Source organism: Pedobacter xixiisoli (assembly GCF_900215335.1).
GTDB lineage: Bacteria > Bacteroidota > Bacteroidia > Sphingobacteriales > Sphingobacteriaceae > Pedobacter > Pedobacter xixiisoli.
On sequence record NZ_OCMT01000004.1, the window covers coordinates 33,309 to 49,866 of the forward strand.

Here is a 16,558-nt window from a genome sequence, read left to right on the forward strand (position 1 = left end):
TTATAAACCACGAAGTGGTGACATTATTTTATTTTAATAAGCAGAGTGTTTCGAACACTCATGATTTATAATACCTTAAATAGTATGCCATAGCGAGCTTCGCAAAGCAGTCCTAAAGCTAAATGCAAATCAGGAGACCTTTATCCCTAATTTCTTACTATTACGCTGATGGGTATAATTCCAAAACAGACCTTTTAGCGCCCACTTTGCCAATACCGACTGCCCGTTGATTAAGAAAATTAATACCGATTTAGGAACTGCAACAAGAGAGAAATAAACAGCAAAGAATAGCGTGTTTAGCCAGCCCGTATTTTTTCGAATGAATAACAAACGGTTACGAGTATTGAAATAAATTTTTATCGGGCTTGCCTTCCCCACACTTATCGATTCTTTGTGATAAACATGGGTTTTACCGGTAAACCAAATCTGCTTGCCGATACGCATAAACTTCTCGCACCAATCCAGCTCTTCGTAATAAAGAAAATAGGTTTCGTCCATTAAACCAGCTTTTTGCAAATCCGTTTTACGACACATTACCGCCGCCCCATGGCAATAACCCGTTTGGTAAGTCTTGTCATTATACTGACCTACATTTTTATCAAACTGCCCAACATATTCGTTACGAGCTAAAAGATAATTCATAGGTGTAAAACCAGCATATTGTACCACATCCTTTTGCTCAAAATACAGCAATAAAGGAGATAAAAGACCAATATTTTCGTTGGTTTCCATTTCTGCAATCATAGTCTCAACACAGCCTGCTGGAATTTCTGTATCGTTATTCAACAAGAAAATGTAATCGCCTTTGGCTTGTTTAATTCCTAAGTTATTGCCACCAGCAAAGCCTAAATTCTCTTTTGATTGGATATACTTGATGTTACCAAAATAAGGCTGAAACATCAACTCCATATTCTTATCTGCTCCATTATCTACAATAACTATTTCAACCTGTTCAGGTGTATAAGCGTTTGCTATAGACTTCAGCAAATCGATGGTGACGTTAGGTTGATGGAAGTTGACGGTAATAATTGAAGTTAATGCCATGGAATTAAATATAGCTATTTTTTGCTTCTAAACTCGGTTATTGTTTGTTTAAGGTCTCTCCAGCCATTCATATACAAGTGTAAAAACCCAAATCTGTGGTAGCTTTGCAATGCAGCGTAACCCATCACAATTGCAATCAATACTGGGAAAATAGCAGCCACTACAATGCCGTAAATACTACCAAAGTAGTACACAGCTGCCACATCGGCTACTAGGTTCACAATTAGCATCACCAATATTTTATAGAAGTTCATTTTCGCTTGTCTAATTACATCCAGCGTTAGCGCCATAAATCGATCTGTGGGGTACAGCAAAGCAATAATGATAAATCCTCTAAGTACGTTTGCCGCTTCGGTGCCTACAAATTTTCCACCTCCAATTAATGCAATTGGAATATCGGCCAAAACGACTACACCTATAATTATAGGAACCATCCCTATGGTAAGCAAAGCGATAAATCTGCTCATGATATCGATGACCTTTTTCGGTTTACCTTCGTTAAAAGCAGTCACCATCATTGGCATTCCAGAGGCAATTAGACTTCTCATCGGAATTTCAATAACCTCAATTAACCTTAAGCCAAGATTGTAAATGGCAACTGCAGAAGGTGCTAAAAAAAGATTGATGACGTAAATATCAATAGTGCGAAAAAGATTGGTGCTTAAAATTGTTCCTACGCTATATTTACCAAAATGATAAAGTTCCTGAATGTTTTCTTTGGTTTGATGACGTATGGAGTTGAACTTAGACCAACCACTTAGCAATACGTATGAGCTACTAATTAAAAGCGAACCAATGTAGGCGTAAACAACATGTTCTATTTGCATTTCGCCAACAAAATAAAAGGTCAATATGCCAGCTATGAAAAAAAACTGATTAATTAAACGTAGTACCAACAATCTATCAAAACGCTCTTCTGCCTGCAAAATGCAAGTAGCCATAAGGTAAGGCAAACTTGCCAAAAAAGCTAGCCCAAACCATTTGGTAAAAAGAGAAAAACCCACATCGTGGATATGTTGAGACAAAAAGTAACCTGGAATGCTGAGCAACAAAAAAAATAAGGTGATAACTGCACCTATATACCAGGCCGAGCCAACTACTTTTAATGCATCAGCTGGATTTCTGCCTACGTAAAAGGTGATAAAAGCGGTGCTTAAAAAACCCGACCGAAAGGTATCCGCCAAGAGATAAGTAGACTGAAAAACAATCCAAACTCCGTTGGCTTCTAAAGACAGCACACGATTCAAAACAGCAAAAATAACCAAGCCAGTTACTGCTGTTAGAATGTTACTTGCTAACGATAAAGTATGCTTGTTATTTAATTGCTTAATTCCGTATGCCACTTCCTTGTAATGCTACTTTTCTACCCTTGCAGTTGCTTTGTAAATCTCTTCCACGTTTTTTTCCCAGGTATGAGTTTGTGCAAAGGCAATACGTTCATTTTCTCGGTCTGTGCTATTCTCGGCCAATGCCTTCTCTGCTAGCGCAACGTATTCTTCTTTGGTTTCTGCAATATAAACATAGCCCTCAAAAACGCTCATGGCTTCGGTTTTGGTAGCCAAAGTTGGTTTACCCATGGCTAAATATTCATCTATTTTACGCGGATAATTACCAATAGTAAGGGGATTAAGCACCTGCGGATTTAAACAAACATCAAAACCTTTAATGTACGCCGGTAAAGTTTCTGGCTTTTGAGGCCCCAAGAAATGAACATTCTTGAGCTGATGAAGTCTACTGGCTTTAAAATCTTCATCTTCTGGACCAACTAAAACTAGGTTCCAATCTGGCTTCTGCTCCGCTAAATGAATCAATATATTTTCATCCAATCGGATACTTAACAACGCACCTACATAACCCAAAATTGGTTTCGGAATTGCAGTCAAACTTTCTGGAACAACGACACTATCATCATTTTTGAAAGTGCTTAAATCGCAGCCTTGCCCTACAGAAAATGAGTTAGGATTATATTTTTTGCAGTAATTAGCCAGGTACACAGAATTAGCCACACACAAATCACTCTTCCTAATCAAATCTGGTTCTATGCTTTTCCCATGTTTACCCCAGTAAGGCGTAGCAATTAAATTATCTCTCGAATAATAAATACTGGTTGCCGGCTTTAAAAGTTCTTTTAAATGATAGCTTCTAAACATATCGCTATCATTAAATAGAATGAAATTCCTAAAATCTAAACGTTGAATGGCCTTTTTAACAGACTTGGCAAATCGCTTGTTGTTGATTTTATTGAGGATGCGGAAAACCAGCGTGGGCTTCACCCAATTGATGGATTCGTTAATCACATCAGGATAAAAAACCCAAAAATTAGGCGCAATTTCTTCCAACCCGTCTTCTTCTCCTTTGATTACACGTACTCGCTTTTTTACACCTTCTGTATCTGCCTGCTGAAATTTAGTGCGACGGTCTAAAGGTGCATTGATGTAAAGCACCCGATTGTGTTTACTAAATTCTAATGCAATATCTTTACAGTTACTTCCGATAGGAGTATCCCATGGCTGTTGCCCAACTACAATAATATCTCTGTTTTCGATAATAGCCATGTTTTAAGATTTATCTTGAACGCGTTTATAAGCACTTACACCCCTCACAAAACCGAGGATACCAAAAACTATTGCGGGAATAAGAAGCAATTCTAAAGGCATAATTATACGTTCTCCTTTTCTACAGGTTTACTACTATGTGGTGTAACCATAAACGATTTTTTAGCCTTGCCAATGCTGGCTAACGCGATAACCATCCCGAACATAGCTCTTGGAATTTGAAACAAGGCCACGTACAATCTTTTATCTGCATAAAATCTTCTTGGTATCGAAATGATTAAGGTGAAGCAAAGGCTGATGAATAAACCAATCCAAAACTCCCTAGTTGGTCCAAAGGGATTAAAAAAAGATTGGACAGCCAATACAAAAAGTAGTGCCAGCAGCAACATTCTAGGTACTAAAAAAGTTTGTAAGGTTTTATTGAAAAACTCGATGTTGCCTTTAAATAGTTGTACAAATCCTTCGAAAGCATATTTCTTTAAAAACTCTACTTGCGAAGCAATCCACCTTGTACGCTGTTTGGTAAATACTTTGGCATTCTCAATCTTTTCATCGTATACGTAAACATCATTTAAATAGGCAATGCTTACTTTGTCTTTGGCAATCATGAAATCGAGCTGTTTGTCTTCTCCTACGGTTTCTCCAATGTTGTTTAATAAATCACGGAAGTAGGTAAATTCAAAAGCCATCCCCGAACCAATTAAGGCTGGTGACAATCCCAAAATCGCATGTCCTTTACGGAACAAATGGTTATTCACTTCTTCGTTGCAAGCATCCAAGAAGGCGAATGAGCTGTCCATATTTTTTGCCACACGATGGGCTTGTACCACTCTTTTACCCTGCTCAAAAGCACCGTTCAAATAACTTAAGCAATCATCGCTCATGATGTTATCCACGTCTAACACCACCGCTATTTCGAAACCTTCTCCTGCTAATTGGTTCATGGCAAACTGCATCGCCTTACCTTTGGTGCTTTTCTCAAAGAAAACCTCAATCACTTTGGCACCCAATTCCTTTAATGTTACCAACGTTTCGGGCTGCAGGCCATCAGCAATAACCACAATTTCAAAATCACCTTGGTACTGATGTTTCAATGCCATTTTAACACTATCTACAATGACTACATTTTCCTGATAAGTAGGAAACAATACGGCGATTTTTCTGTGACGGTTTGCCTCCTTTTTTGATTTACGCAAGGGCAATAAACCAACTAAGCCAAAAAAAGCCAAGTAAAAGCAGTTGAGCACCAAATATATGCCCAATATCCAGAATAGCACATCAATCATATTATAAATCACTTCCATCAGCATCTAATTGTTTTCTAGGAGTATCTAACCAAGGGGCGATAAATACGAACGACCACGACATAAACATAATCACCGACGAGGGGATCGCGTTCATCACCTCGTTGCCGTAACTACAAATAAAGCACCCAACCGTACCCGAGGTTAGGGCAATCATCTTCGTCTTCAGTTTGGGGTCTTTCAACTGCCAAACAATACCACTGCATTTTCCAATAATGTAACAGTTAATGCCAAACCAAATCAGTAAACCAACTACCCCATACATCACCCAAACCTTAACCCAATAACTATCCGGCTGGATATTGGCAATTGGCTTATCTGCATTGTAAGTGGTACCGTTCATGCCGCTCATTCCCAAACCCGCACCAAATGGTTCATCTTTCAGTAAGTAGGCTAGTTTCTTTTGGTTAATGATCCTTACGTTAAAAGAAGCATCTTTGGGGTCTAACGCACTACGCAAACGTCTAACTTGGAAACTTTCATCCCCAATTTTAGTGTATTTAAGTACGCCTAAACCACCTAAAGCGAAGACACTGCCAATAATCAATACTTTAAAGTTTTTACTTAAGAAAAGCGCATAAGCCAATCCCGCTACTAAAGCAAATAAAGCTCCCCTAGTGCCCGATACACCCATTCCATATAAAGTAATGAGTGCAACTGCACCGAAAATAATTCTCTTGGTAAGTGAAAATGGCCCCATCGCTAATACCATTGCCATTACGGCCATAATTGCCTGCGAGGCACCAAACTGTCCAGCATCTGAATAGATAGAAAATACCCGCAGCTTGCCACCTAAAATGTGCGTAACCTTTGCTCCGGTATCTAGCCAGGCCTGTTCGCCAGCACTTAAGCCAACATATAATTGTTTCATGCCATACAATACGGCAATACATGAAAAGAAGAAGATAAAACCAATGAAACGGTTTAAATCAACCATTCGGTTAAATAACAAAAATACGATTGGCGCAGTGAGCAACCAACTTAATGCCGTAAAACGAAGCTCGTTAAACCAACCCGTAAAACTACCACCATAGGGATTTAACACTTGCAACATACTGATGCCGAACCAAATCAGCGACAGCATCACATGCTCGTTCTTTAGCGCCTTCCAATTAAACTTGTTCATGTTTACCAAAAGACTAGCCCAGGTGAGCAGTAAAATGGCATCCATAGCTAAACCAACCGGAATATTTAAGAAAGTTTTAACAACAAAGCCCAGTACAAAACAATAGGCAAAATAGACTATAAAAGCAACACGGGGATTAGTAAACGAAGCTATTAAAAATGCGCCAGCACCAGCAGCAGCCAACACCAACATTGGCCCCAAAAAACCATAGCGTGCTGTAGAACCAGCCACCAAAACAGAAAGGCTTAACGCTACCAAAACAAATAGTATCGTTTTCTTATGATCGGCAATATGTAGCTGCAGATTCCTAAGCATAAAACTACTTACTTGCGTTTAACACCGTTGATGAGCCAACCGATAAATTTACTGTCGTTCTTTAAAAATTTGATGGCTTCTTTATCTCCGTCGCTTAACGAATTACCAGCCATAAAGGTGGCTACATATTTTTCGGTAAACAGAATCCATTCTTTCACATCAGACACACTATTTACGGCATCTAAATAGACGATGATTAAATCGAATTCGTCTTTAAGGCTATTAAAAATCTGGGTAACTCCAGAACTATCTTTATTCTCTAGAAGCGAATCTCCATCTAAATCTTTATTTAAAAAGGTAATGAGATTATTCTTCTGAAGCGTAAGTGTACTCAGCACTGTTTTTAACGATTGATGGGTAGGAATGTTCCACTTCTGAATTTCTTGTGCCATTTCAGCATTTCCAATCAAAAGAATCTGCTTATCCAATCTTGCAAAGCTATAAGCCAAACTTACTGCAGAAAAAACAGAAAAGTTTTCTGGATGCAACCTTGTTAATCCCAACACCTTATGTTTGCCTACAGACAAAGCTTCATCAATCTCGAAACGAACCTCACGAAGCAGATTTTTATAAGTAAGCATTTCCTTGCTACGTTCGCCATTTTTCCAGATATCATCTATATCTCTATTTTCTGGCTTAATGTAGTTGAGCTCGCCAATTACTTTTTCTTTAGTAGCGGCAACAAGTTGTTTTTTATTATTGATAGAATGGTCTAGTACATGGATAACAAAAAGTAAACAGAAACAAATGGCAAAACTTGCAATGGCACTTAAAGCCATAAATAAAAGCTTTTTAGATGGTTCTGCGGTGGTTGGCACACCTTCTTGCTCCAATTGTAATCTCAAACCAATGTTTTTATCGAGGTTAGTTTGATTATATCGATTCAATAAATCCAAGTATTCTTTGGTAGCCACATCGGCATCACGCTCAAATTTTTGCACACCAGCGTCAAATGGCACCATACCAGAGAACTTTGCATTCAATTTTGCCAATTCTCTGTCAATATCTTGGATACTTCCCCTCGTTTTTTCTAAGTCGATACCAATTGAAATTCGGTTTTGAACCAAAGTTTGCTTAGCAACCGTAGGGTCGGCAACATACTGATCATTAGACCTTACCAACTGCGCAGTGAGCAACTGTTGCAATGAGTCTACTTTTTTCTTTGCAGAAGGCTTAAAACCTCCATCAATATACTCTTCATTTGCTGCTTGCACCCTGTTTCTAAGTACAATAACCGCTTGATTATCTGCCGAAACATCAGCCCCTAAATACTTATCTAAAGCAGGGTTATTCAACTTGTTGTTTACATTGTTCAGCGCCGACTGTAGCGATTGCAAATCGATAATAGCTTGAGATTTCTTGTTCTCGTAATCAATAATCTGCTGATAAACAATAGCTGATTGCTTATCCAAATTCAGCACCTCATTTTTAATCTTGTATTCTTTAAGTTGCTGGTTTTTATTGTTCATTACCGAATCTTTCTTTTGCAAGAGAGAATCTAAAACTAGGATGGACTGGTTTTTATTACTAATTAAATCGAAACTGTAGTTATTGATAAAATCTTTAGAAAGCGTATTTACCACAAATACAGACATTAATGTATTTTCTGAAGTAAACTCTACCGTAATAAAATCACTGTTATCTTCGTGGCTAATGGCAGTTTTCTTGCTTAAAGAAGCCGCATCATAACCCATCGATTTCACTAGGTTGTAATACTTCACATCATCATAATTATCAAATGGAGTAAGTACCTTTTTTTTAGCAATACGATCTTCAAATCCGTAAATAGCAGCCTGCCTTTGCTCCGCAGTTAAAGCGTTTATATCATCGCTTTGCACCTGAAAAGCTTTTTTAGGATCTTTTAGATCGTGTAATATCAAACGGTAAGAAAGAATACTCATGTTTTTTGGCATGGTCATGATATCCATGATGTTGGTAAACTGCTGGTTAATTTTGATCAAAAGATCTGGACCAGAATAAGAAGGTACGTCTGGCGCTACTTGCCTGGAAGGATCTAATAAACCCGTAGATAGTTTTGCCTGCGACTTATATTGTTTAGGAAGATTTTTAACAAACAGAAAAGTAACAAAGAGCGTTATTGCCGGAATAGCGATAATGAGCCATTTATATTTGGCAATAAGATTTAAAAACTCTTTAATATTCATACCCTTCTTATTTCACCTCCTCCATTTTTTTGCCAAGCAAAGCTTCTAACGAGCTTTTAGCTTTTAGCATATTTACTTCTGCCAACAATTTTTCTGAACTTGCTGTAGAAGTAAGTGATTTTGCCTTGGTATACACATCTAGAGAAACCTCACCTTTTTCAAATTTATAACGAAGCCCATCACTGGCTGCTTTGTTATCAATATAGGCTTGATTTTTTACTTTAAGATCGTTAAACCATTGCAAATACTCAAAATACCTTTCCTTAACATCTATTTCCAATAAAATATCATACTCCTTTGTTAAATAAGAAGCCGAATTGTATTCTTCTCTAGCTTGTTTTACTAAAGATGGCGTACGAAAAAATAAACCCAAATTTAGATTTACGCCAAATTGAAATCCATTAATGGAGTAAGGATTATTAACATCCAGAATAGTTCCATTACTTGGGCGGTAAAAATAAGATGCGTTTAAAGACTCTAAATATCCCGCTTTAGCAGTTCCAATTTTCGCTTTAGCACTTAGCTCACTAGCCTTATACATTTTCCTTTTCGGATAGTATTCTTTAGCTAAATCTACGTACTTCTGTAGCAAAGGCGGATTAATTTGGCTTGCAATATCTTCTTGCGCATGAATTTGCACATTAGCTGCTAAGAGTAGCAATAAGATAAAAAGCCTTTTTATTGTCATAGATTATATATTATACCTTCTCTTTTTGGAGAAGTACAGGGACTGTCATCAAAATAATTTTCAAATCTAACCAAATTGAAAACTTCTTGTTGTAGAAATTATCCAATTTTTTACGCTCTCGATCAGACATGTCACTTTTTCCTCGCTTAATAATTTGCCAAAGGCCAGTAATTCCAGCAGGACCCAAAAACCTCATCGACCACTCGTTAGTGGTTAATTGCTCTGCTTCGTACAAAGGCAAAGGTCTATTACCTACAATAGACATGTCGCCTTTTATAACGTTAAATAATTGAGGAAGTTCATCAATACTCGAATTTCTTAGAAAATTACCCAGCTTGGTAACACGAGGATCATCTTTCATTTTAAAGAATGCAGAATCTCCGTACTGATTGGCTGTAGTAGCTTTAAGGTTTTCTACTTCCTTGTCTGCGTTTACTCGCATCGATCTAAACTTGTAAAAATCGAATATCTTATAACCAGTGCCTACTCGCTTACTTGTATAAAATATAGGTCCTTTAGAATCTAATTTTATAAGAATAGCAATGATAATCAGCAATGGACTTAAAACGATAAATGCACTGATGGAAATAGCCAAATCCAAGAATCGCTTGGCAAATGGCGCTTTATATTGCTTTAAGGGAGCTTCTGGTAAATCTTTTAATTGTTCGTTAAGGATTTTATATGCCGATAAAAATTGAAGCCTTAGTTTCACATCAGCAAAAGCAATCTCTGGCGAATAACAATCGGCCACACGAGCTGCAAAAGCTGCTGCAGAAATAGCTGGATCTTTCTCGGTTAATAAAAAGATAACCACCAAATTTCTACTTAACCAATTCTTCTTTAACCTTTCTACCAAACCTAAAGCCTCATTAAATTCATTTGGCTGTACTTCTACCAAAATACTTACATCAAGCTCGTAAACCGATAGTTTGGTTACCGTTTCGAATAAGTTGGCAAAACTACTAGCTTTTCTAACCGTTCCTCCATCACCAAATGCAGTCGCAATATCAGCATCATATTTGTTAGCATAATAAATAATATTAACCCTAGATTGAGGCATGCCAAATGAGGTATTTTCTTGTACTTCCATCGTTCTAGCTTAACAGGTTCTGAATGGTCTCTTTCAACTTCGCAGGATTAAATGGCTTCGGCATCAATAAATCAAAATTGTATGGAAGTTTCTGCACTAAATCATCTAATGAGTAGGCAGCAGAGAGCAATATAATAGGAATATCACGATAGTAGCCACTAGTTTTTAAACTTCTCACAAAATCAAGCCCATCTACATAAGGCATTTCCAAATCTGAGATGATCAGATCGGGCATATTCCCCTCGTCCATCCAGCTAATAGCTTCTAAACCGTTGTTATGAATTACTAAATTGTAATCTTTCTTTAAAATAAACTCTAAAAGCTTGAGTACGGTAATCTCGTCATCAACCAACAAAATCAGTTTTTTATCTAGACTTGTTTTAAAATTTGGAGACGGCATATTTAAGGTAAATTTTCAATAAAAACTTAGAATGAACTAAGCTATTAATAAAAAATCAATTTTTACTCCTTTTTGTGATATTACGAAGCTTAAATCAACTCAATTTGCCTTTTGATACTCTCTTCTAGAGAAATTAGGGTTTCCGTTCGCTGAATACCTTTAACCGCTTGTATTTCTTCGTTAAGTACATGACGGAGATGATCGGTATCTCTACAGGTAATTTTTGCGAACATACTGTAAGCGCCAGTTGTGTAATGTAACTCTACCACTTCTTTTATTTTGCTCAATTGATCAACAGCATCTTTATAAAGAGATCCTTTTTCCAGATAAATACCTAGGAAAGCGGTAATATCATAGCCTGCTTTTCTTGGATCGATAATTAAATGTGAACCTCGGATGATACCCATGTCCGCCAATTTTTTCATTCTTACGTGTACTGTACCGCCAGAAACAATCAGTTCCTTTGCTATTTCAGTATACGGTTTGGTAGCATCGTGCATCAGTTGGGTCAGTATCTGAATGTCGAGGTTATCAATTTCTAAATTTTGAGATTCCTTTTTAAGCATAAATTACATTTTTGTTAAGTATTTATAAATATAAATGAAAATATAATAAAAATAAAATTAAATCATTAAAATATTTGCAACAAACTATTTAATTGTTCTATATTTGTTTCAAGCAAACGCCAGAGGGCATAAGCGATTTACAGTTACCAACAAATCATTCGCAGTTTTGACAGCTGCCAATTGGAAACTGAAAACTTGAAATTATAAAACTAAAATGTAGGGTGGTGAAATTGGCAGACACACCTCCTTGTCTCGGTGGTAGAGGAAATGGGAAATCCGGCAACGGCACAACCACTCTATGAAGGTTCGACTCCTTCCCCTACAGCAATTTGCAGTTAACAGTTTTTAGTTAGCAGTTACCCAACTGAAAACCGAAAATTGGAAACTGAAAATTAAAACAATGTTGGGTGGTGAAATTGGCAGACACACCTCCTTGTCTCGGTGGTGGGGATCATGGGACAAACGCAGTTTATGGGTTGACCACAAATTAATTTTTGAACTGTAGCTAACTACCCCTTGAAGGTTCGACTCCTTCCCCAACAGCCATTTTTATAAATAATAAGTTAGTTAAGGAAGCGGTTCTGGATTGAATCGCTTTTTTTTATTTTCATTATTTTTTCAAAGATCAAACTTTGCGTTTCATTATTGCTCGAAATATGTTAAACACCTCGTCATGGCGAGGCACGAAGCAATCTTAAAGCGAGTGTAATTATCTAAAGATTGCTTCGTGCCTCGCAATGACGAGAAGCATATACAAACGCAGGGTCAAATGTACGAAATAATCATTTATATATTTTTTTAAGGAAAACTCTGATAATATTTCAAAACATATCAAAGTATAAAATCATTTTAACAAAAAAGGCGGGTGATCACACCCGCCTTTAAATTATGTTGGCAAGAACGCCAACGTATAACAATTACTTAATCGTATACTTATCACTAAACTTCTTATCCAATTGCTTGTGCAAGTTATCCAAATTGATGTCTCTACCTTGAATAAAAGCTTTCTCGATTTTATTGGTTTTCATATCTAAAGCATCACCAGTAGAAATGAATAGGGTAGCGTCTTTACCAACTTCTAAACTTCCTGTAGTTTTATCGATACCTAGAATTTTAGCCGTATTAAGGGTGATGGTTTGCAAAGCTTTTTCTTTATCCAGACCCCAGGTTGCTACCGTACCCGCCATGAAAGGCAAGTTACGTTGCTGCCAAAAATCATTGATACTCACCGCAACCGTCACACCTGCATTATACAAGATAGCTGCATTTTTGTACGGCATGTTCACGTCATCATCTATATTGCTAGGCAATGAGTGTGGTTGATTGACAATTACAGGAACATTGTTCTGCTTTAAAAAATCGGTAATTAAATAAGCCTCGCCACCTCCAATAATTATTGGCGTAATACCGAATTTCTTCGCAAAACTTACCGCAGCCACTATTTCCTTCTGTGTATTAGCCGCGATATACAACTTTTGTTCGCCTTTAAACAATTTTGCCATTGCTGCCATACGTGTATTGGTTTCAGCAGGCTTGGCGCCTTCGTTATAAGCTTTTGCTTCTGCGAAGAAACTGTTCAATTCTAGAATTGCAGCTTGTGTACGCTCTGCCATTGCTTCGGCAGAGAAGCCTGGTCTAAAGCCAGCAAAACCACCTCTAAAACGAGGAGCTGCCGGCCAAGTCACATGCATACCATCATCCGTTTTAACGGCTGCATCTTCCCAGTTCCAAGCATCTAACTGAACAATAGACGAACTACCAGAAATAGCACCACCACTCGGTCTAATTTGAGCCATCAAAACACCATTACTACGTAACGTAGCTGGCACTTTAGAATCAGTATTGTAAGCCACTAAAGACCTGATATGCGGATTTAAGTTCCCAATCTCCTGAAAGTCTAAAGTTGCTTTAATTGACTCATACTCAACCAAACCTAAGGTATTTACCGGAGCGATAAACCCTGGATAAACGTGCTTACCATTTACGTTAATCATTTCGCCATCGTTAGTAGCGAACTTTACTGTAGTAGCATCTCCAACACCTGTAATTTTTCCTTTTTCGAATACTACGTAGCCATTATTGATGACTTGTCCATTGCCTGTATGTACTACTCCGCCAAGCAAAATCACTTTCTTTGCTTGAGCCTTGGCAGGAGAAATATTCGCTTGACCAAAAGCTGACGCACTTGCTGCAAGTGCTAAAAACAAGGTTAAAATTTTCTTATTCATGGTGGTGTCCTCCTTCTTCTGTTTGAATTGCTTCGAAGCCATTAGAGAAATCGCTTGCCGTTTCGCAATTGTATAATGTTGGAGTGGTGCCCATTGGACGCTGAGTTCTACCTCCCTTGTTTTTACTGTCTAACATTTTTTGAACTAATCTAGCTCTTTCTGCTTGTTGTTGTTTCAATTTTTGAGCATCCTTTTCAATATCCCAGTATAAAACACCATCGACGAAAGTCTTTTCTGCTTTTGCATAAATTGAAAGCGGGTTATCAGACCAAACTACTACGTCTGCATCTTTACCTACTTTTAAACTGCCTACTTTATTGTCGATGTGAAGCATTTTAGCAGGATTTAACGATACAAATTTGAAAGCATCTTCTTCAGAAACGCCACCGTACAATACCGCTTTACCAGCTTCCTGATTTAAACGACGAGCCATTTCAGCATCATCTGAGTTAAATGCAGTAGTGATACCTACGTTGTGCATGATTTTCCCATTGTAAGGAATCGCTTCTGCCACCTCGAATTTATATGCCCACCAATCTGAGAAAGTAGAGGCTGCAATGCCATGAGCTTTCATTTTATCAGCCACTTTATAACCTTCTAAAATGTGTGTAAAGGTGTTGATTTTGAATCCTAAGCTATCAGCCACATGAATTAACATATTGATTTCAGACTGTACGTAAGAGTGACAAGTAATGAAACGTTTATTGTTCAGAATTTCTACCAAAGCATCTAATTCTAAATCTCTACGTACATTGTTGCCTTTTACTTTTAAAGCAGTTTCGTAATCTTTAGCACGAGTAAAAGCATCCACAAAAGTTTGCTCTACACCCATACGAGTTACTGGGAAACGCTGACCAGAACCGAAGTTACTTTGTTTCACATTCTCTCCTAAAGCGAACTTGATAAACGGATCTGCACCAGCAAACTTCAATTCTTCTGGCAATTTACCCCAACGTAATTTAATCAATTGAGACTGGCCACCGATTGGATTTGCCGATCCGTGTAGAATTTGTGAAGTAGTTACGCCACCCGCCAACTGACGATAAATATTGACGTCTTCAGAGTTGATGATATCGCCAATGCGAACTTCGGAAGAAACTGATTGTGCACCTTCGTTAATACCGCCAGTACCCGCAATGTGCGAGTGCTCATCAATTACACCTGGTGTTACGTGCTTGCCCGTTGCATCAATTACTTTTGCCGAACCTGCAGCTAAGTTTTTACCTACGGCTTTGATTTTTCCGCCTTCTAAAAGTACGTCAGCATTTTGCAAGATGCCGTCTTTTTCGTTAGTCCAAACCGTAGCGTTTTTTAACAATACATTTTCTGCCTTTGGCAATACTTCGTTACCAAAAGATTGGAAAGGATAGACTAAAGGTGCATTTGCCGCAATAGCCGGTTTTGGCTCTTCTTTTTTAGGAGCTTCTTTTCCAGCTTCTTTAAAAGTTGCTGTCCATTTGCCTTCAGTTCCATCGCTTAAAGCAGATTCGCCTTTCATTGCAATAGGTGATTCAGCAGATATATAACCTGTTAAACGAACATCACCTTTTGGATTTTTCTTCAAGTTGAAGCTCAAAGTAACCCAATCGCCATTACGGCCTAAAGTTGCCATGGTTTTCACACTATCGGCACCAGTTCTTTCAATCGAAGCAGCAGCTGGTCCAGTGATTTTCAAAGTTAATGCTCCAACACCATCAACGTTCAAATTGTAAATACCTTTCAAGTCGCTTACATCCATTTTGTTAACGATGTAGCGTTTACCTTGTACCCAGTTTTCGTGGATGATATTGGTGCTTTTGAATAAGTTATCTGAAGTAATTAGGAAGTTAGCCAATTTACCTTTCTCGATAGAACCTACTTTATCGCTAATGCCTAAAAGTTTAGCAGGCACTTCGGTTACAGAAAGTAAAGCTTGTTTCTCTGTTAAGCCACTTTCTATCGCGGTGCGGATATTTGCCCAAAACTCACGAGTGTTATCTAAACCAAAAGCAGTTAAAGCGAAGTTAATTCCCGCTTTCTCTAAAATACCTGGGTTTGAAGACGCCATTTCCCAAGCTTTCATTTGCGCTAAAGTTACATTTCTAGCTTCTGCTGGGTCTTCTACATCATAAGCTTTTGGATAAGCAATTGGAACAATTAAACTGGCTCCTGTTGCTTTCACCGCATCTATACGCTGGTACTCATCGCCACCAGCCTTAATGATATATTGCTTACCAAATTCTTTACCAATTTTATCAGCACGAAGGATGTTCTGCCAACCATCAGCTTCAAAAATTTGAGGTAAGTTTTGTTGTTTATTAAATTCATCCAACGAGATGTTGTATTCTTCTTTTTGGTTTTTATACCAAGCTGCATCTAAATAAGTTTGGCGCAATAATGCAATAGAACCCATTAATGAAGTTGGATAATCGTTAGTTGAACTTCCTTTGCTGAACGAATAGTTCGCCGCAGTTTGGTCTTTCAACATCACTTTGTGCTCAAACTCGTCGTTTAAGGTAACTGCAGCCGAAGTGCCACGAGCAATACCATCGCGATTGATCACGTTTACACTACCGAAACCAGCTTTGCGTAAATCATCAGCTTTTTTGGTGTCGATAGAAAAGATAGTCTTCACTTCCATCTCTGGTCTGATAGCTGCGTTCCAGTTGTAAGCACCTTTCTTTTGCGAAGTGAAAATAGATTGACGTTGACCGCCGAAACCACGTTGAGCGGCGGCTTCTACGGTAATGCCATAGCTGGTAAAAGCATCAACCAATGAAGGATAGATGTATTTTCCTTTTAAATCAATGACTACATATCCTTTTGGAATTGCAGTACCAGTACCCACAGATTGGATGACTTGGTTTTTAATTAGCAATACGCCATTGCTAATAGTTTGGTTAGCGTTTACCACAATAGTTGCATTGGTAAAGGCATATTGCCCCGACCGCACATCATAAGAACCATTTACAGGATAGGTTTGCTGTGCAAATGCAAATACAGTAGAAAATACCAACGCTAACGCTAGTAAAATTTTCTTCATGTTAGTTAAAGTTTAGAATTAATGGCTTAAAGCTATTTATAATTCTAATGCTTTT

The 16,558-nt window shown here is 37.9% G+C and carries 12 protein-coding genes and 2 tRNA genes; 2 read left to right on the forward strand and 12 right to left on the reverse strand.

What is annotated here, in order from left to right; all coding sequences use genetic code 11:
- Positions 1 to 129: 129 nt before the first annotated feature.
- From CRO54_RS16245 to CRO54_RS16290, 10 genes are all read right to left on the reverse strand, one after another.
- Positions 130 to 1,044, reverse strand: coding sequence for a glycosyltransferase family 2 protein (locus CRO54_RS16245; RefSeq protein ID WP_097133147.1), 915 nt, complete (start codon positions 1,042 to 1,044; stop codon positions 130 to 132).
- A 14-nt stretch (positions 1,045 to 1,058) separates the two neighbouring features.
- Positions 1,059 to 2,387, reverse strand: a complete 1,329-nt coding sequence (locus tag CRO54_RS16250; protein WP_097133148.1) for a lipopolysaccharide biosynthesis protein — start codon at positions 2,385 to 2,387, stop codon at positions 1,059 to 1,061.
- Positions 2,388 to 2,399: 12 nt separating this feature from the next.
- Positions 2,400 to 3,599: a glycosyltransferase gene (locus CRO54_RS16255; protein WP_097133149.1), complete on the reverse strand. Its 1,200-nt coding sequence runs from the start codon at positions 3,597 to 3,599 to the stop codon at positions 2,400 to 2,402.
- A 104-nt stretch (positions 3,600 to 3,703) separates the two neighbouring features.
- Positions 3,704 to 4,903: a glycosyltransferase family 2 protein gene (locus CRO54_RS16260; protein ID WP_171047965.1), complete on the reverse strand. Its 1,200-nt coding sequence runs from the start codon at positions 4,901 to 4,903 to the stop codon at positions 3,704 to 3,706.
- Positions 4,887 to 6,344: an O-antigen ligase family protein gene (locus CRO54_RS16265; protein ID WP_138765867.1), complete on the reverse strand. Its 1,458-nt coding sequence runs from the start codon at positions 6,342 to 6,344 to the stop codon at positions 4,887 to 4,889. The genes CRO54_RS16260 and CRO54_RS16265 overlap by 17 nt, the downstream gene beginning before the upstream one ends.
- Positions 6,345 to 6,352: 8 nt before the next feature.
- Entirely contained in the window at positions 6,353 to 8,509 is a 2,157-nt protein-coding gene (locus CRO54_RS16270; protein ID WP_097133152.1) for a GumC family protein, read from the reverse strand.
- Positions 8,510 to 8,516: 7 nt separating this feature from the next.
- Positions 8,517 to 9,197, reverse strand: a complete 681-nt coding sequence (locus tag CRO54_RS16275) for a TolC family protein (protein WP_097133153.1) — start codon at positions 9,195 to 9,197, stop codon at positions 8,517 to 8,519.
- A gap of 10 nt (positions 9,198 to 9,207) precedes the next feature.
- Positions 9,208 to 10,287, reverse strand: a complete 1,080-nt coding sequence (locus tag CRO54_RS16280) for a sugar transferase (protein WP_097133154.1) — start codon at positions 10,285 to 10,287, stop codon at positions 9,208 to 9,210.
- Positions 10,288 to 10,291: 4 nt separating this feature from the next.
- Entirely contained in the window at positions 10,292 to 10,687 is a 396-nt protein-coding gene (locus CRO54_RS16285) for a response regulator (RefSeq protein ID WP_097133155.1), read from the reverse strand.
- Between the two features lie 89 nt (positions 10,688 to 10,776).
- Positions 10,777 to 11,253, reverse strand: coding sequence for an Lrp/AsnC ligand binding domain-containing protein (locus tag CRO54_RS16290; RefSeq protein WP_097133156.1), 477 nt, complete (start codon positions 11,251 to 11,253; stop codon positions 10,777 to 10,779).
- Positions 11,254 to 11,468: 215 nt separating this feature from the next.
- Here CRO54_RS16290 and CRO54_RS21245 point away from each other — a divergent pair.
- Together CRO54_RS21245 and CRO54_RS21250 are read left to right on the forward strand one after the other, a co-directional pair.
- Positions 11,469 to 11,578, forward strand: a tRNA-Asp gene (locus tag CRO54_RS21245).
- A 76-nt stretch (positions 11,579 to 11,654) separates the two neighbouring features.
- A tRNA-Asp gene (locus tag CRO54_RS21250) sits at positions 11,655 to 11,799 on the forward strand.
- A 371-nt stretch (positions 11,800 to 12,170) separates the two neighbouring features.
- Here CRO54_RS21250 and CRO54_RS16295 read toward each other — a convergent pair.
- Both CRO54_RS16295 and CRO54_RS16300 read right to left on the reverse strand, forming a co-directional pair.
- A complete protein-coding gene (locus tag CRO54_RS16295) occupies positions 12,171 to 13,481 on the reverse strand; it encodes an amidohydrolase family protein (RefSeq protein WP_097133157.1) in 1,311 nt (436 codons plus the stop codon).
- Entirely contained in the window at positions 13,474 to 16,503 is a 3,030-nt protein-coding gene (locus CRO54_RS16300; protein ID WP_097133158.1) for an amidohydrolase family protein, read from the reverse strand. The genes CRO54_RS16295 and CRO54_RS16300 overlap by 8 nt, the downstream gene beginning before the upstream one ends.
- Between the last annotated feature and the right edge of the window lie 55 nt (positions 16,504 to 16,558).